14 protein-coding genes are annotated in these 16416 nt (G+C 62.7%); 3 read left to right on the top strand and 11 right to left on the bottom strand.

Annotation, left to right across the window (positions count from 1 at the left end):
* Nucleotides 1–10: 10 nt before the first annotated feature.
* Nucleotides 11–1498: an NAD-dependent succinate-semialdehyde dehydrogenase gene (locus ACM5SV_RS01440; protein WP_419424934.1), complete on the top strand. Its 1488-nt coding sequence runs from the start codon at nucleotides 11–13 to the stop codon at nucleotides 1496–1498.
* Nucleotides 1499–1509: 11 nt separating this feature from the next.
* The gene (locus tag ACM5SV_RS01435) at nucleotides 1510–2376 is read left to right on the top strand and encodes an alpha/beta hydrolase (protein WP_419424933.1); all 867 of its coding nucleotides are present in this window, start codon (nucleotides 1510–1512) and stop codon (nucleotides 2374–2376) included.
* A gap of 96 nt (nucleotides 2377–2472) precedes the next feature.
* On the opposite strand, the gene ACM5SV_RS01430 is transcribed toward ACM5SV_RS01435, so the two are convergent.
* The gene (locus ACM5SV_RS01430; protein ID WP_419424932.1) at nucleotides 2473–3798 is read right to left on the bottom strand and encodes an NAD(P)/FAD-dependent oxidoreductase; all 1326 of its coding nucleotides are present in this window, start codon (nucleotides 3796–3798) and stop codon (nucleotides 2473–2475) included.
* 233 nt (nucleotides 3799–4031) lie between these two features.
* On the opposite strand from ACM5SV_RS01430, the gene ACM5SV_RS01425 reads away from it, so the two are divergent.
* Entirely contained in the window at nucleotides 4032–4508 is a 477-nt protein-coding gene (locus ACM5SV_RS01425) for an Lrp/AsnC family transcriptional regulator (protein ID WP_003562931.1), read from the top strand.
* A 334-nt stretch (nucleotides 4509–4842) separates the two neighbouring features.
* Here ACM5SV_RS01425 and ACM5SV_RS01420 read toward each other — a convergent pair whose 3' ends face one another.
* From ACM5SV_RS01420 to ltnD, 10 genes are all read right to left on the bottom strand, one after another.
* Entirely contained in the window at nucleotides 4843–6498 is a 1656-nt protein-coding gene (locus tag ACM5SV_RS01420; protein WP_017996403.1) for an ABC transporter ATP-binding protein, read from the bottom strand.
* Entirely contained in the window at nucleotides 6495–7361 is an 867-nt protein-coding gene (locus ACM5SV_RS01415) for an ABC transporter permease (RefSeq protein ID WP_003562928.1), read from the bottom strand. Before ACM5SV_RS01415 ends, ACM5SV_RS01420 begins: the two co-directional genes overlap by 4 nt.
* Nucleotides 7358–8308 (bottom strand): ABC transporter permease, encoded by a 951-nt coding sequence (locus ACM5SV_RS01410; protein ID WP_012755388.1) that lies wholly within the window; start codon nucleotides 8306–8308, stop codon nucleotides 7358–7360. Before ACM5SV_RS01410 ends, ACM5SV_RS01415 begins: the two co-directional genes overlap by 4 nt.
* 89 nt (nucleotides 8309–8397) lie before the next feature.
* Entirely contained in the window at nucleotides 8398–10008 is a 1611-nt protein-coding gene (locus ACM5SV_RS01405; RefSeq protein ID WP_419424931.1) for an ABC transporter substrate-binding protein, read from the bottom strand.
* A gap of 63 nt (nucleotides 10009–10071) precedes the next feature.
* Nucleotides 10072–10785 (bottom strand): HAD-IA family hydrolase, encoded by a 714-nt coding sequence (locus tag ACM5SV_RS01400; RefSeq protein ID WP_419424930.1) that lies wholly within the window; start codon nucleotides 10783–10785, stop codon nucleotides 10072–10074.
* A 223-nt stretch (nucleotides 10786–11008) separates the two neighbouring features.
* Nucleotides 11009–12385: an aspartate aminotransferase family protein gene (locus ACM5SV_RS01395; RefSeq protein ID WP_419424929.1), complete on the bottom strand. Its 1377-nt coding sequence runs from the start codon at nucleotides 12383–12385 to the stop codon at nucleotides 11009–11011.
* A gap of 13 nt (nucleotides 12386–12398) precedes the next feature.
* Nucleotides 12399–13235, bottom strand: a complete 837-nt coding sequence (locus tag ACM5SV_RS01390; protein ID WP_419424928.1) for a GNAT family N-acetyltransferase — start codon at nucleotides 13233–13235, stop codon at nucleotides 12399–12401.
* 155 nt (nucleotides 13236–13390) lie between these two features.
* On the bottom strand, nucleotides 13391–14671 hold the full coding sequence (gene otnK, locus ACM5SV_RS01385) for a 3-oxo-tetronate kinase (RefSeq protein WP_419424927.1): 1281 nt from the start codon (nucleotides 14669–14671) through the stop codon (nucleotides 13391–13393).
* A 3-nt stretch (nucleotides 14672–14674) separates the two neighbouring features.
* Nucleotides 14675–15451 (bottom strand): 2-oxo-tetronate isomerase, encoded by a 777-nt coding sequence (gene otnI, locus ACM5SV_RS01380; RefSeq protein ID WP_017996397.1) that lies wholly within the window; start codon nucleotides 15449–15451, stop codon nucleotides 14675–14677.
* A gap of 14 nt (nucleotides 15452–15465) precedes the next feature.
* Nucleotides 15466–16410: an L-threonate dehydrogenase gene (gene ltnD, locus ACM5SV_RS01375; RefSeq protein WP_419424926.1), complete on the bottom strand. Its 945-nt coding sequence runs from the start codon at nucleotides 16408–16410 to the stop codon at nucleotides 15466–15468.
* Between the last annotated feature and the right edge of the window lie 6 nt (nucleotides 16411–16416).

The following is a 16416-nucleotide window of genomic DNA, read 5'->3' as shown; positions in this document are numbered from 1 at the left end:
GGAAACCATCATGAACGTCAACCAGCATTCTGCGCATCCAGACCACGATCCCTTCGGGCTCCACTCGTTCTCCCGCGGCCTCTATATTGGCGGCGCCTGGCGGCCTGCGGCGGGCGAGGGTCGGATCGAGGTGATCGACCCCTCGACCGAGGCCGTCATTGCCGCCGTGCCGGATGCGACCCTTGCGGATGCGGCAGCGGCCGTGGAGGCCGCCGCAAGCGCCGCGGAAAGCTGGCGCGAGACGCCGCCGAGAAAGCGTTCCGAGATCCTGCGCCGCTGCTTCGAACTTATGGTGGAGCGCTCCGAAACGCTTGCCAGGCTCATTTCGCTCGAGAACGGGAAGGCGTTGCGCGACGCGCGCGGCGAGGTGGCCTATGCGGCGGAGTTCTTTCGGTGGAACGCCGAGGAGGCGGTGCGCATTTCTGGTGAGTTCGGCATTGCCCCGGCCGGTGGAAACCGCATCGTCGTCGATTACCAGCCTATCGGCATCTGCGTTCTCATCACACCGTGGAACTTCCCGGCCGCGATGGCGACCCGCAAGATCGCGCCTGCCCTTGCCGCAGGTTGCACCGTCATCTTGAAGCCGGCGAGCGAGACGCCGCTGACGGCCTATGCGCTTGCGGCTCTCTACGAGGAGGCTGGCGTGCCGCCGGGCGTCGTGAACGTGATGACAACATCGACGCCGGGCCCCGTCATCGCCGCCATGCTGGCCGACCCGCGCGTGCGAAAACTTTCCTTCACAGGCTCGACGGGTGTCGGCCGTACCCTTCTGGCGGAAGCGGCGAAAAATGTCATCTCCTGCTCCATGGAACTTGGCGGCAACGCGCCGTTCATCGTTTTCGACGATGCGGACATCGACGCGGCGATCGAGGGTCTGATGGTCGCGAAAATGCGCAATGCGGGTGAGGCCTGCACGGCGGCAAACCGCATTTATATCCAGTCCGGTATCCACGATGCCTTCGCCGAAAAATTTACCCAACGCATGGCCGCCCTCAACGTAGGCTCGGGTGTGGATGCGGATACGGAATGCGGTCCGATGATCACGCGCAAGGCGGTGGGCAAGATCGAGCGCCTTGTTGAGGACGCCATTTCGCGGGGAGCGCGTGTCCTCTGCGGCGGACGATCATTGGCAGGCCGCGGCTTTTTTTATCGGCCGACGGTGCTTGTCGATGTTTCCCCGGCCTCCGATATGGGCTGCGAGGAGATTTTCGGTCCCGTCGCGCCGCTCTACCGTTTCGAGAGCGAGGCAGAAGTCATCGCTGCCGCCAACGATACGGAATATGGCCTCGCCGCCTACATCTATACCCGCGACATTGGCCGCGGCATGCGCGTCGCCTCCAAGATCGAGGCCGGCATGATCGCGCTCAATCGTGGACTGGTCTCCGATCCCGCCGCTCCCTTTGGCGGTGTGAAACAGAGCGGCCTTGGACGTGAAGGAGGGCAGCATCACGGTATCGCCGAGTTCATGGAAGCCAAGTACATTGCGACAAGTTTCTGAGGGAGGAACCTGTGGCCGCCGATCCGTTCCGCATTCGTGACCATGTCGCAGATTTCGACGCGATCGTTGACGATATCCGAGCTCGCAGCCTTGCAACGCGGCGCACTGTCGCCATGGAGGCCAACATCGCCTACGGGGATAGGCCTGGCGAGACGCTCGATATCTTCCTGCCAAACAGCGCCGGCTCGGACATGCCGATCCACATGTTCATCCATGGCGGCTATTGGCGGATGTTTTCCAAGGAGGACTATTCCTGCGTCGCTGAAACGATCACCGGCGCCGGCGCGGTCGCAGCCATCGTCGATTATTCGTTGATGCCCACGGCGAGAATGGACGCCCTGGTTGGTCAGGTCCTGAAGGCCAAGGCTTTTCTGCTGGCGCATGCCGATCGTTTTGGCGCCACGTCAAAGCGGTTTTCCGTCAGCGGCCACTCCGCCGGTGCACATCTTGCAACCTTTCTCTTTCATCGCTCAGCGCCTTCGGGGGTCGTCGCTGCTTTCCTGCTTGGCGGGCTATACGATCTGGAACCCCTGCAGACGTCTTTCCTGCGGGACGAGATCGCCCTGAGCGACGAGGAGGTGCGACGGTTTACGCCCATGCGTCATGAGCACGATCCTGCAACGCGTGTCGCCATCATGACCGGCGAACAGGAAACTGGTCCGTTCAAAATTCAGGCAAATGCCTTCAGGGGCATTCTTGCCGCCCAAGGGCTTGACGTGCGGGCATCGCAGGTCGCAGACGGCAATCACATGAGCACGGTGCGCGATCTCGCTGTCCTCGGCACGCCTGTGGCGGCAGCATTGCGCGCCTTGATTGCTAATAATGCCAGTGAGGAACCGAAGCGGACACACCTTCCCTTGACCGCCGGTTTTTCGTGATCGTGGCGATCGAAGCGCGACGCATCGGCTCCTATGGCCGGTACCAAAGTCGTGCCGATCCGCGTCGTCGAACGCCGCGCAAAGGCCGACCGTGTCCTAAAAATCGGCCACTTTGCCCCAGGCGGATCCACCGAAGCGGTCGGGGTGGTAGGGTCTCGGATCAACGATCGGCTCATCGCCGGTGACGATATCGGCAATCAGATGACCGGCGCCAGGCCCGATGCCGAAGCCGTGGCCGCTGAAGCCGGCAGCGAGGATGAAACCGGGCAAGGTGGCGATCTCGCCGATCCCTGGTACGCCGTCGGGCGTGCTGTCGACATAGCCGGCCCAAGTCGCGCTGATGGCGGTTTTCTTCAAGGCAGGGAGAAGCTCGAGCGCCCGCGAATGCGTAAGCGCGATGGTGGCCTCGTCGACCGTCGGGTCGAGGATTCGCATGCGCTCCATTGGCGTCGGTCTGTCGAGCCGCCAGCGGGCCAGAGATTCGTGGCCGGAGCGAAAGCCCTCCAGCCCGCCTGGTGCGAGACTGCGCCAGCGCCGGGCGAACATCGGCAGGAATTGCCGCGCGAAGCGGAACTGCTGTGGCGTCGGATCGACACGGGCGCGGCCGCTGATCGCGAGCGTGTGACCACCATCGCGGCGCCGCGTTACCGAAACGGCTGATGTATGCAGCGCATCCGGCAGGCCGCTCGCGCCTGGAGATACGGCGAGGATCGAGGAGCGTATCGAGGCTTGCGGAAATCGAATGCCGAGCTGACGACAGAAGGAGGAGGCCCAGGCACCACCGGCGAGGACGGCGATCTTTGTCCGGATCGTGCCATGCTCGGTGACGACGCCCGAGAGCCGGCCGCCTTCGACGTCGAGGCCTCTGGCCGCGCAGGACTGATGCACCGTGCCGCCGAGTTTCAGGATCGCACGCGCGACGGCCGGTGCAGCGCTCGCCGGATCGGCGGTGCCGTCGGTCGGCGAAAACACCCCGCCTTTCCATGAAGTGCCGGTGGCATGCCCGCGTTCGGTTGCCTCGGCGCTGTTCAGCATATGCGTCGTGACGCCGACCGAGCGGGCGAAATCGCGCCAGCGGGCCCAACCGGACAGTTCCTCGTCGCTATTGCTGAGATAGAAGAGGCCGCAACGATGGAAGCCGGTGTCCTCCCCGGTCTCAGTGGCGAAGCGCTCCCACAGGTCGAGGCTCTTCGTCGACATCGGCAGTTCGCGGGCGTCGCGGTTCTGCTGGCGGCACCAGCCCCAGTTGCGGCTCGATTGTTCGGCGCCGATCAGACCCTTCTCGACGAGGGCCACCTTCAATCCGCGCCGGGCGAGATAATAGGCCGTGAAAACGCCGACGATGCCGCCGCCGATGACCACGACATCAGCGGTGGAAGGCAGTTCCGGCGTGGTGTCGACGCGATTGAGCGGTGCGGGCATGGGAGAGTCTCCGTTTTAAGCGTAGTGTAGCGGATCCGACGCCACGGCTTTGCCGGAGATCGGTTGGTGGCAGCAGAAGATTCCGTGTCGGGAGCATGCCAGCAGTCGTTTGTGCTTCGGCCTGTCCTGCAACGCGATCGACAGGCCAACGTCATGTGTTAAGGTTGGTGCCGGCAAGCAGCAGCATAATCTGCTGCGTGATTGGCGATCTCGAGCAAATGAGGGCGTGTGAGATGAAACTCGACCGGATCGACGTAAAAATTCTCTACGAACTGCAGAAGAACGGCCGCGTCACCAATGTGGAACTCGCCGAACTGGTCAATCTTTCGCCAAGCCCCTGCCTGATGCGGGTGAAGAAGCTGCAGTCGGAGGGATATATCGAAGGTTATTCGGCTCAGATCAACGTCAGCAAACTGGGGCAGACGCTGACCGTGTTCACCGAGATCACCCTGAAAAACCACCGGCAGATCGACTTCGCCCGCTTCCTGGCGGCGATCGAGAAGGTCGACCAGGTGATCGAATGTCATCTGGTTTCGGGCGGCTACGATTATATGCTGAAATTCGTCACTGCCGGGATAGACGAATACCAGACGATCATGGAGCGGCTGACCGACCTGGACGTCGGCATCGACAAATATTTCAGCTTCGTTGTCCTGAAATCGCCGATTATCAAGGCCCACATGCCGCTGACCACCCTATTTCCGCATTAGAGCTATTTCAGCAAAACTGCGCATTTTTTTCGCGTCTCTCACCAGTCCTGCGCGGATACAGGTTCTCTCTGTCGTAGGTTGTTCTCGCTATAACTATCAGCTTCTACTGGTTGGAAGGACTTGCGACAAAATTTTCGGCCTTACCTTCCAAAGCCATGTTCGCTGCCACTTGCCGGGCTCCTGCCGTGGAGTCGAGGCTTTCCAGCACGACCCTGACCCGGTGCGCGCTTGATCGAGTAAGCGCCCAACTCTTGGTTCGAGGAGGGGAGTGCAGTTTGCCGCACAATTTCTTGAAGCAAATCCGACCTGAGAAATTTTGCAGTAGAATCGGCGCTCAATGCCGGCAGTAGGCCCGCACCAGTTCCGGATCCTGCTGGAGCCCGTCGAGCCAGGCCGGATCGAGCGTCGGCACCGACGAGAAGAGCAGTTGCGAATAGGGGTGTTGCGGTGCCTTCACCGTCAGGGATGTGATTTCCTCGACCTTGCGGCCGCCATACATCACGACGATCTCGTCGCAGATCGCCTCCACCACCGAGAGGTCGTGGCTGATGAAGATGTAGGAGAGGCCGAGTTCGCGCTGCAATTCCTTGAGCAGGTCGATGACCGCGGCGGCGACCACCGTGTCGAGCGCCGAGGTGATCTCATCGCAGAGGATCAGCTTCGGATCGGCGGCGAGTGCCCGGGCGAAGTTGACGCGCTGCTTCTGCCCGCCCGAGAGTTCGCCCGGCCGGCGATGGCGCAGGTTGCGGGGCAGACGTACCATGTCGAGCAGCTGATCGATCCGGGCGTTCCGCGCCTTTCGATCCATGCGGTGGTAAAAGACCAAAGGTCTGTCGAGGATGTCCTCTACCGATTTTGCCGGGTTGAGTGCGGTATCGGCATATTGGAAGACGATCTGCATCTCGCGCAACTCATCACGCGAGCGCTCGCGCGCGTTGCGATGCAGTTCCGTGCCGTCGAAGACGATCTTGCCGACCGCCGCCGGCAGGATGCCGGCGATTGTGCGGGCGAGCGTCGACTTGCCGCAACCGGATTCGCCGATAATACCGAGATTGCGGCCTCTTTCCACCTTCAGGCTCACATGCTCGACCGCGCGAACGAGCGGCAGGCCATCGGCCTGGCGCTGCCCATAGCCCGCGACAAGACCTTCGATGCTCAGCAGGGGAGCCGTCGCGGGTTCGGCGGGGCCAGTTGCGCCACGCGGTTTCGGTTCGAAGGCTGCGAGCAGCTCCCTGGTATAGGGATGCTTGGCATTGTTGAGGATTTCGTCTGTGGTGCCAGTTTCCTGGGTCTCTCCGCCTTTCAAGACCACGATGCGGTCGGCGATCTGGGCGACGACGGCAAGGTCGTGCGAGACATAAACGCCAGCGATGCCGCCCTTTTTCATGACCGATTTGAAAGCGCGCAGCACTTCGATCTGGGTCGTGACGTCGAGCGCCGTCGTCGGCTCGTCGAAGATGACGAGGGTCGGGTCGCCGATCAGCGCCATGGCGGCCGCCAGACGTTGCAGCTGGCCGCCGGAAACCTGGTGCGGATAACGGTTGCCGATCGTCTCGGGCTCCGGCAGGGACAGCGCCCGGAAGAGCTCGACGGCCCGGGCCCGCGCATCATCAGGCGACATCAGCTGGTGAATACGCGTGACTTCGATCACTTGGTCCATGATCGATGTGGCCGGGTTGAACGCGGCAGCCGCCGATTGCGGGACATAGGCGACTTCGGTGCCGCGCACCTTGGCGCGCTGCTTCTCGCTGAGCGTGACCATGTCCTTGCCGCCGACCGAAACGCTGCCGCCGGAGATACGACAGCCCGCACGGGTATGGCCCATCAGGGTCAGGGCGATGGTTGTCTTGCCCGAGCCGCTCTCGCCGATCAGCGCAACGATCTCGCCCTCGGCAACATCGAGGCTGACACCCTTGATGATTTCGACGCGTCGGCCGGAATCGGTGGTGGCCTCGACCTTCAGGTCACGGATTTCGATGAAATTGCTCATGACGTGCTCCGGTCGCGAATTTTCTGCGGCAGGTTGTCGATCAGCAGGTTGACGCTGATCGTCAGGCTGGCGATGGCAAGCGAGGGAAACATCACCGCCGGCGCACCGAATGGCAGGCCGCCGATGTTCTCACGTACGAGCGCACCCCAATCGGCATAGGGCGGCTGGACGCCAAGGCCGAGGAAGGAAAGCCCGGAGAGCAGCAGAACGATGAAGACGAAGCGGATGCCGAGATCGGCAAGCACCGGCCCGACGATGTTGGGCAGGATTTCCGAGCGAATGAGATAGAGGGTGCTTTCGCCGCGGATGCGCGCGACCGTGATAAAATCCATCGCATTGATGTTGACGGCGAGCGCCCGGGCGAAGCGATAAGCGCCTGGGATGTAGATCACCGACAGCGTCATGATCAGCACCGGGACCGACGAGCCGACGGCAGCGACGACCACCAGGCCGAACAACTTGCTCGGGATGGAGTTGAGGGCGTCGAGGAAGCGGCTGAGGATCGTGTCCAGCCAGCCGCCGGCGACCGCTGCGATCATGCCGAGCACGACGCCGCTGAAGCAGGCGATCGTTACCGCAGCGAGCGAGATACCGACTGTATAGCGCGCGCCCATCAGAATCCGCGAGAGCATGTCGCGGCCGAGATAATCGGAGCCGAGCCAGAGTTCCCGACTCATCGGGCCGAAATAGTCGAGATCGATAATCTCGCCGACGGGGTAGGGGATGACCCATGGCGCGAAGATCGCAACGAGCGCCCATGAGAGGATCACAGTGAAGCCAATCGCGCCGACGATGTTGAAGCGATAGCCAAACCGGGTTCCGGACAGCCGGCCGGAGGTGGTTTCGGAACTGGTCATGGTCATCGGAGCCTCGGATTGGAAAGGATGGCGATGATATCGGCGATGGTGATCAGGAGCAGATAACCCAGGCAGAAAATCATCGCGCAGCTCTGGATCAGCGGCAGGTCGCGGGTGGCGACGGCATCCAGCATCAGCTTGGCGATACCGGGATAGTTGAAAATGGTCTCGACGATGATGACGCCTCCAAGCAAATAGGACAGCGAAAGCGCAACGGCATTGACGATCGGGCCGAGCGCATTCGGCAGTGCATGGCGAAAAACGATGCGCGGGCGGGAAGCGCCCTTGAGCAATGCCATCTCGACATAGGGTGTGTTGAGCGTCTCGATTACAGCCGCGCGCGTCATGCGGATCATCTGGGCCGAGACGACGAAGGTGAGGGTGATCACCGGCATGGCATAGACGCGCAACAGATCGGTCAGACTGTGCACCTCATTGGCGAAAGACAGCGCCGGCAGCCATTTCAGATAGACGGCGAAGATGAGCGCGGCGGAGGTCGCGACCATGAACTCCGGCACGGAGATGACGCCGATGGTGATCACGGTGACGATCCGGTCGTAAAGGGTGCCGCGCAGCATCGCCGCGGTGATCCCGAGCGTCAGCGCAATCGGCACGGAGAACAGCGCGGTGACGCCGGCAAGTTTCAGCGTATTGACGAAGCGGCCCGCAATGAGAGCGGCGACCGGCATTTCGTTGGCATAGGACGTGCCGAGATCGCCCTGCAGCAACCCGACGATCCAGCGCAGGAAACGAAAGAGCGCTGGTTCGTCGAGATGCATGGCCTTGCGCAGGCCTTCGACGGCTTCCGGCGTGGCGGCTTGGCCGAGCAGGATCGTCGCCGTATCTCCCGGCAACAGCGTTGTCGCGAAGAAGACGGCGAAGGAGACGATCACCAGGGTGATCACGGCGACGAACAATCTGCTCAGTACAAGGGATAAGACCTGGCGGTTCACGGGCGTCTTCCCTTTGCGTTCGAGTTAAGTTCCATCAATGCAGATGGAGGAACTGGGGCGCGGCTGCAGCCCCAGTCTCCTTTGCCGTATCAGGCTTCAAGCCAGACATATTCCGCAAAAGCATATCCCATCTGGCCGCCAAGCGGGTTGGCTTCCAGGCCCTTGAGCTTGGCTGTCGTGGCATCGACGTTCGAGATATAGGCCGGAATGATAGTGCCGGCTTCCTGGGCGACCATGCCCTGCATCTCGTTATAGATCGTCTTGCGCTTGTGTTGATCGAGAGAGCCGCGCGCCTCGATCAGCATCTTGTCGAACTTCTCCGACTTGTACTGGCTTTCGTTCCACGGAGCGTCCGAGGTGTAGAGCAGGGAGAAGAGGATATCAGGGGTCGGACGCGGGTTGATATTGCCGAAGTGGATCGGCGCCTTGAGCCAGTAATTGTCCCAGTAACCGTCGGAAGGTACCCGCTGGACGTCGAGCTTCATGCCGATTTCGGCGCCGGCCGCCTGGATGATCATGGCCATGTCGATCGAGGAAGCCGCCGCATCGGAGGCGATGATCGGGATGGATTGGCCAAGCACACCGGCCTTGTCGAAGTGGAACTTCGCCTTGTCGGGATCGAAGGCCCGCGCTTTCAGCTCTGCGTCATGATAGAAATTCGCAGGCGAAACGGGTTGGTCGTTGCCAACTTCGCCGAGACCGCGCAGCGCCGCTTTGACGATCTGTTCGCGGTTGACGAGATACTTCATGCCCTCGACGAAATCCCGCTTGTTGCCGGGCTCCATATCGAGTCGCATGTTGAGATTGGTGTAGTTGCCGGAGGTGGTCTTCGACAAGGTGAAGCCGTCGCCCTGGGTCTCGACGAGGCGCATCGAGCGCGGATTGATCGAGGCTGCGAGGTGGATGTCGCCCGAAAGCAGCGCGTTAACGCGGGCATTGTCGTCGCTGATGGCGAAATATTCGAAGGAATCGACGTTCGGGCCGGATTTCCAGTAATTCTTGTTCTTGATCCCGACCGAGCGAACGCCCGGCTCGAAGACTTCCTTGACGAAGGCGCCGGTGCCGTTGGCCTTGGTGAAATCGGTCGTGCCGTCGGCGACGATCATGAAGTGATGCATCGACAGAATGGTCGGCAGGTCGGCATTCGGGCTGGCGAGCGTGATCTCGACGGTTTGTTTGTCGACCGCCTTGAAGCCGGTCATCTGGGCGGCGATCTTGGCGACCTTCGAGCCGACGGATGGGTCGAGATGGCGCTTCAGCGAGAAAACTACGTCATCGGCGGTCAGCGGCTTGCCGTCATGGAAAGTAACGCCGTTCTTCAGCTTGACCGTCCAGGTCTTCGCATCCTTGGACTCGATCGCGTCGGCAAGCTCCATCTGCGGCGTGCCTGATTTGTCGAGGAAGGTAAGGCGGTTATAGAAGGAGCAGCACCGGACATAGTCGGTGGAGAGCGACGCCTTGGCGGGGTCGAGCGTATCGGCCGTCGAGGACGACCAGCCGGCCGCCTTGAGCGAGCCGCCGGAAACGGGCGTGGCGGCGAGCGCCTTGCCGGCACGGCCAAGCACGAGCCCGCCGGCAGACAGGGCCACGCCGCCCGCGAGCATCATATGCAACAACTCGCGACGAGTGGCGCCACGACGGATGGCGCTTTCGACCATGGAGTCGTCGGATCTGGTCCAATTGGTGATCTTGTCGTTCATCTCATTCCCCTTTTCTTGTGTGGCGGGCTGCCCGTTGCGGGCAGGCCCGATCTGCTTTCAAAGTCAGGCGCGCGCGGCGGCCACGGCATCGGCAAGGCCGGCCATGGAGGTGAAATGGTAATCGGGTTTGGTGAACTCGGCCGGTTCGATCGTGCCGCCGTAACCCTTCTCGGCATGTCGCCGCTCGATCCAGCAATTGGTCAGCCCGAGTTTCCGGGAAATCCCGATATCGTGGTACTGGCTCTGGGCGACATGCAGGATGTCGTCCTTCGAATGCCCTTGCGAGGCGACGTAGTCGAATACCGTCTCGAAGAAGGCGGGATCGGGTTTCTCAGTCCCGGTATCATCCGCGGTGAAGGCGGCATAAAAGGGATTGCCAAGCTCTTTCTCGAAGAAATCGAATGCCCAGCGGCGGGCATTGGTCATCGCAACGAGGCGGTAATGCCTAGCAAGACTGGCCAGCGCTGCGGCGCTGTCTGCAAAACCCTTCCAGCTCTTCGCCGAGTCCCGCAGCCGTTCGCCATATTTTTGCTCAGTGGGCAGGCCGAGCTTCGGCGCGATCGCGAGGTAGACGCGCGCAAGGTCGTCGGGAAAAAGATCGGCGTCTTCGGAGTAGCGGGCTGCCCGGTAGAGGCTAAGGGCCTGCTCACCGTTGATTTCAGTCCCCGCCTCGGTGGCAATCTCGGCAAGGCAGGCCTTGAGACCGCCCTCGAAGTCGATAAGCGTGCCGACGACGTCGAAGGTCATGTATTTGAATTCCGAAAGGCTCTTGCTCACGTGAATTCCCCAGTGTTTCGGCTCCTGTCGGAGCGCGGCTTCTCGAAGAAGAAAATTCTGTTCCGCTGGCGGGGTCATTGTCCCGCTCTTGTATGGGAAGGCCGCATCTGCCGGGATCCAGGCCTTTCGTTGACTTCAGTTTGTCACCTGCACTGCGCCGGATTCGCCGAATAGACGTCACAAGGCGGCACAAAATACCGAATCTGACCGTTTCCCGATATTCTCAGGCCTGCAGCGCCCGCCGCACGTCCGGGTCCTCCAGCGTCTCGTCCAGCGTGATGCGGGTGCGCTCGACGATCGCGTCTATCTCCGTTTCGGTGCAGCAGAGCGGCGGCGCATAGCCGAGCACACCATTGCCGAACGCGCGGATGACGAGGCCGTTTTCCCAGGCGCGATCGAAGATGCGGCGGGCGGGTTCGGCGGATGCCGGCAACGGCGTCTTGTTCACCTTGTCGACCACGAGCTCGACGGCGGCCAGCATGCCGCGGCCGCGGACATCGCCGACGAGCGGATGATCCCTCAGCGACTCCAGTCCCCGCATCAGCCGCGCGCCGGCCCTGACGCCGTTTTCGAGAAGGCCATTTTCGTAAAGCCTCAGGACTTCGAGGCCGACCGCGGCGCTGACGGGATGGGCCGAATAGGTGTAGCCATGGCCGACGGCGGCAGCACCGGCGCCCTCGGCAATCGTTTGATAGACGTGATCGGCCATCAAGACGGCGCCCATGGGGACGTAGCCGGAGGTGAGGCCCTTGGCGGTCGTCATGAAATCGGGCACGATCTCATCCTCGGTGCAGGCAAAAAGCGGGCCGGTGCGGCCAAAGCCGGTGATCACTTCGTCCGCGACGAAAAGGATGTCGTGCGCGCGGCAGAATTCGCGCATGGCTTTCATCCAGCCTTTCGGCGGCACCAGAACGCCGCCCGAGCCCTGGATCGGCTCGACATAGAAGGCGGCAACGCGTTCCGGCCCGATCGCCTCGACCTTGCTTTTCAGCGCCGCAAGCGAGGCGTCGATGATCGCCTGCGGATTGTCGCCCACCGGGTTGCGATAGGCGTAGTGAGACGGAATCTTATGCTGCCAATCGAATGGAACGCCGAAGCCGGCATGGAAGGCAGGCAGCGCGGTCAGACCCGCGCCGACCGTCGAGGAACCATGATAGCCCTGTTCGACGGAGATGAACTGATCGCGCTGAGGCTGTCCACGGGCATGCCAATAGTAGCGGATGAAGCGGACCGTGCTGTCCACCGCATCGGAGCCGCCGAGCGTGAAATAGACATGGTTGAGATCGCCAGGCGCGCGGTCGGCGAGTTCGCCGGCAAGCCGGATCGCGGGCTCGGAGCCGAGGCCGAAATAGGCCGTCGCATAGGGAAGCTCGCGCATCTGCCGGGCCGCTGCCTCGACGATGCTCTCGTGGCCGTAACCGGCATTGACGCACCAGAGGCCGGCGAAGCCGTCGATCAGCTGCTTGCCAGAGGCGTCGGTGACCGTCGCGCCCTTGGCCGAGGCCAGCACACGCACGCCGAGCTTTTCGTGGCCGCGGTAGGAGGCGACCGGATGGATGAGGTGAGCGCGATCGAGTTCGATGAGGGAATTGCTGTACATGGAGATCTCCGGATCAGCCGAGCGCCTGGCTGGCGAGGGCAAAGGTGGTGACGGCAGGGTCGGCAGCTTGGCGAACCAACGGCTTTTCCATCGTGATCCCACCGCCGACATGGGCGAGCCCGTGTTCGGCGAGCCATCGGGAAAGCCTGGTCTCATCAGTGGTGTCGACCCTGAGGAACCGTCCGGACCGTCTGGCGATGAAATGTTCGATGAGTTTTCGGGCCTCGCCGAGGTTGGCGGCCACCACGGGTCCGATCACTTCGCCGCGGCCGAAGGGACGCAGGCAAGCGAAGCCGGAGACGCGGCCATCGCGACGAATGACGGCGAATTCGCCGATCCCGGCGAAATAAGAGAGCAACCCTTCGCGGTCGGCGCCGAAGGCACGGCGATCGAGTGCCGCGATAGCCGGGAGGTCGGCGTCGGTGGCGGCTTGCGTTTCCGCCGGCGCGGCGATGTCGCCGGCAAGGCCCTGATGTTGCGCCACGGGTCCCGTCTCGTGGAAACCAAGCTTCTGGTAGAGCGGCAGACCTGCCGTCGTCGCCACCAGCCTCAGCGGCCGGTCTCCGGCGGCCAGCAATGCGGCGTCCATGAGCTTGCGGCCGAGACCCCTGCCGCGCATCGTCTCGTCGACGATGACCATATTGATCGTCGCACAATCTCCCTTGTACGGCGTGACGAGGACGGTGCCGACGACCCTGCCATCCTCGACCGCAACCATCCCGTCGCTCAAGGCGAGCGCCAGCTGCCAGTCTTCCGTCCGATGCGGCCAGCCCGCCTGTCTTGAGAGCGCGACGGCGGCTTCCAGATGATCGGGGCCGAACGGGACGATTTCGATCTGACTTGTTTGCATGGGGCCGTCCTTCATGTCGTGCCCGCCAGTCTGCCGGAGCGCCGGCGGGCAGATCGTCTGAAGGCCATGGTTCAAGCAGTATCTTATGGCGTTGCTGTCATGGGGCGCCGCATCTTATGCTAGAACCGACCGATATTCATCGGATCCCAGGTCTGTCAGCGCATCATCGCCAGCGCTGCCGTAAAGAAATCCTCGCCTCCGAAGTTTCCTGATTTCAGCGCCAGAAGCATGTCGCCCTGCGCATTGCCGATCGTGCGCAGCACCGGCACGCCGGGCGCAATCTCCGGGCCGATCAGAAATGCCGGAATGGCGAGCCTGTCGACGGCCGCGCCCGAGGTTTCGCCGCCGGCGACCACCAGGCGCCGCACGCCTCTCTCCACCAGTTCGGCTGTGATGATCGACGTCGCGGTCTCGATCGCGTGGCCGGATGCCTCTCGTCCATGGAGCGATTGCAGCCGGGACACGGTTTCAGGCGCAGCACTCGCGGCGATGACGACGGGGCCGGCGGAGATGCGGTCTCCGGCCCAGGAAATCGCCGCGGCGATTTCATCGGGACCGGCAAGCAGCCGCTCCGGGTCGAGCCGCAGGACGGGCATCGACCGTTCGGCGATGTCGAGCTGGCGGAGCGTCGCCTTGGAGCAACTGCCGGCAACGATCGCGGAAAGCCCGCCCACCGGGCGAATGGCGTCCGTCGTCGTTGCACCGCCGGAGGAAATCCGACCGGAGCGGACGAGCGCGCGGGCAAGGCCGAGGCCGAGGCCGGACGCACCGGTGGACACTGGCGTTTCCAGAGCGATCTCGCCGAGCGTTTCAAGATCCCGTTCGAAAACTGCATCGGCGATCACAGCAGTGCAACCTGCCATGCGCAGGTCATCGAGCCTCGCCTTGACGGCGCCGGGTCCGGCCGCGATGGTCGTGAGATCGACCAGTCCGACAGCGTTGCGCGATTGTCGGGTGAGAACCCGCACGAGATTGGCGTCATGCATCGGATTGAGGGGGTGGTCCTTGAGCGGGCTTTCGTTCAGCGGCTGTCCACCGACGAAGAGATGGCCAAGATAGACGGTGCGTCCCGTTTCCGGAAAGGCGGGTGTTACCAGCACGACGCCGCCGCCCGCCGCCTCCCTCAAGGCTTCGGTGACCGGACCGATATTGCCGGCATCGGTGGAATCGAATGTCGAGCAGATCTTGTAGAGCACATGGCCGGCACCCCGCTGGCGCAGCCATCGCTCAGCGCTGATGGCAGCCGTCACGGCGTCCGAGGCCGAGACGGAGCGGATCTTCAGGGAAACGACCACGGCGTCGACATCCGGTAGTGCCAGCGACGGGTCGGGAATGCCGACCGTCTGTACCGTGCGCAGACCGTTCTTCGTCAGGGTGTTGGCGAGGTCGGATGCGCCCGTATAGTCGTCAGCGATTGATCCGAGGAAAATAGCCATCGTCTAGCTCCGTGCAAAAGGTTTGAACCAGCCAAGACCGTCGAGAGTGTGGTCGCGCGGAATGTATTCGCAGCCGACGAAACCGTCGTAAGCCAGGCGGTCGATTTCGCCGAACAGATAGGGATAGTTCAACTCCTCCCCATCCGGCTCATTGCGTGACGGCACACTGGCGATCTGGATATGGCCGGTGATCGGCAGCAGGCGTCGCAATGCCATGGTGACGTCGCCATGGATGATCTGACGGTGATAGATGTCGAACTGCAGCTTCAGGTTCGGCAGACCGGATTCGGCAATCAGCCGTTCGGCGGCGCCGAAGTCGTTGAGGAAATATCCAGGCATGTTTCGCCCGTTGATCGGCTCGAGCAGCAGATCGATGCCTTTTTCCGCAAGCCGCTCTGCAGCATAGGTGACGGAGCGCCGATAACAGGAGGAGGCGCCTTCGTCATGATGGTCGGCGATGCCTGCCATCAGGTGCAACCGTCTGACCCCGGTCGCCTCCGCATAGTCCAATGCCCGCTCGACATCGGCTTTCAGCGCATCGAAGCGTCCGGGAAGGGCCGCGATGCCCCGCTCGCCGGATGCCCAGTCGCCTGGCGGCAGATTGAAGAGGGCCTGCTGCAGATTGTTGCGGTCAAGCCGTTCGGCGATCGCCTCGGGCGCGGCTTCATAGGGAAAGAGGTATTCGACGGCGGCAAAGCCTGCATCGGCTGCGGCGTCGAAGCGGTCGAGGAACGCCCATTCGTTGAACATCATCGTCAGGTTGGCGGCGAAAACCGGCATGTCGAGCGTTCCTTTTACAGGCTCTGCAGCCCTTTGGTGGAACCGGGCAATTCAGCGCCCGAAAGCTTGGCGTAGAGCCGCGCGAGCGAGGAATCGTCGTCACGGCCCATGCCCGCCCCGGAGGCGGCAAGATACATCTGCAAGGCTGCTGCCGCGAGCGGTACCGGGTAACGCTCAGAGCGGGCCATGTCTTGGACGATACCGAGATCCTTGACGAAAATCTCGATGCTGCTGAGCGGAGTATAGTCTCCGGCCAGCACATGCGGCACGCGGTTTTCGAACATCCAGGAATTGCCGGCCGACGCGGTGATCACCTCATAGACCTTGTCGAGGTCGAGGCCCTGCTTGGCGGCAAAGGTTATCGCCTCACAGGCGGCCGCGATGTGGACGCCGGCGAGAAGCTGGTTGATCATCTTGAAGGCAGCACCTTTTCCGGCCTCGTCGCCAAGCTCGTAGACCTTGGCGGCCATGGCATCGAGACCCGGACGCGCGGTGTCGAAGGCCTGTCTGGAGCCGGAGGCCATGATCGTCAGTTCGCCCCGCGCCGCCTTGGCCGCGCCGCCTGAAATCGGCGCGTCGAGGTAATGCAGGCCGAGAGCCTCCACCCGCCCGGCCAGATCGCGCGCGACGGCGGGATCCATGGTGGCCGACGAGATGAAGACGGCGCTGGGCTTCATTGTGCTCGCGACGCCTTGAGGCCCGAACATCACGGCCTCGGTCTGCGCGCCGTTGACGACCACGGAGACGACAATGTCGGCGTCCTTTGCCGCAGCGGCAGGGGTCGCCGCCCCACGTCCGCCGTCGGCGATGAAGCGGTCTACTGCCGCCGGCATGATGTCATATCCAACGACGTCGAGACCTGCGCGCTTCATCGACCGGGCCATTCCAAGCCCCATGGAGCCAAGACCGATGACGGCTGCGAGAACGGCCGAGCCCGAGTTTTCAGCAAGCGGTGGCATGAGCAG

This window comes from Rhizobium sp. CRRU65 (assembly GCF_048551595.1).
Taxonomy (GTDB): Bacteria; Pseudomonadota; Alphaproteobacteria; order Rhizobiales; family Rhizobiaceae; genus Rhizobium; species Rhizobium leguminosarum_J.
Note: the sequence above shows the minus strand (reverse complement) of the source record. Positions and strands in the feature narration are given on the sequence as shown.

What these genes read in the sequence shown, in the direction of transcription:
- ACM5SV_RS01440 (WP_419424934.1), top strand. Translation starts at nt 11, where the DNA reads ATGAACGTCAACCAGCATTCTGCGCATCCAGACCACGATCCCTTCGGG.
- ACM5SV_RS01430 (WP_419424932.1), bottom strand. Translation starts at nt 3,798, where the DNA reads ATGCCCGCACCGCTCAATCGCGTCGACACCACGCCGGAACTGCCTTCC.
- ACM5SV_RS01425 (WP_003562931.1), top strand. Translation starts at nt 4,032, where the DNA reads ATGAAACTCGACCGGATCGACGTAAAAATTCTCTACGAACTGCAGAAG.
- ACM5SV_RS01420 (WP_017996403.1), bottom strand. Translation starts at nt 6,498, where the DNA reads ATGAGCAATTTCATCGAAATCCGTGACCTGAAGGTCGAGGCCACCACC.
- ACM5SV_RS01415 (WP_003562928.1), bottom strand. Translation starts at nt 7,361, where the DNA reads ATGACCATGACCAGTTCCGAAACCACCTCCGGCCGGCTGTCCGGAACC.
- ACM5SV_RS01405 (WP_419424931.1), bottom strand. Translation starts at nt 10,008, where the DNA reads ATGAACGACAAGATCACCAATTGGACCAGATCCGACGACTCCATGGTC.
- ACM5SV_RS01395 (WP_419424929.1), bottom strand. Translation starts at nt 12,385, where the DNA reads ATGTACAGCAATTCCCTCATCGAACTCGATCGCGCTCACCTCATCCAT.
- ACM5SV_RS01390 (WP_419424928.1), bottom strand. Translation starts at nt 13,235, where the DNA reads ATGCAAACAAGTCAGATCGAAATCGTCCCGTTCGGCCCCGATCATCTG.
- otnK (WP_419424927.1), bottom strand. Translation starts at nt 14,671, where the DNA reads ATGGCTATTTTCCTCGGATCAATCGCTGACGACTATACGGGCGCATCC.
- otnI (WP_017996397.1), bottom strand. Translation starts at nt 15,451, where the DNA reads ATGCCGGTTTTCGCCGCCAACCTGACGATGATGTTCAACGAATGGGCG.
- ltnD (WP_419424926.1), bottom strand. Translation starts at nt 16,410, where the DNA reads ATGCCACCGCTTGCTGAAAACTCGGGCTCGGCCGTTCTCGCAGCCGTC.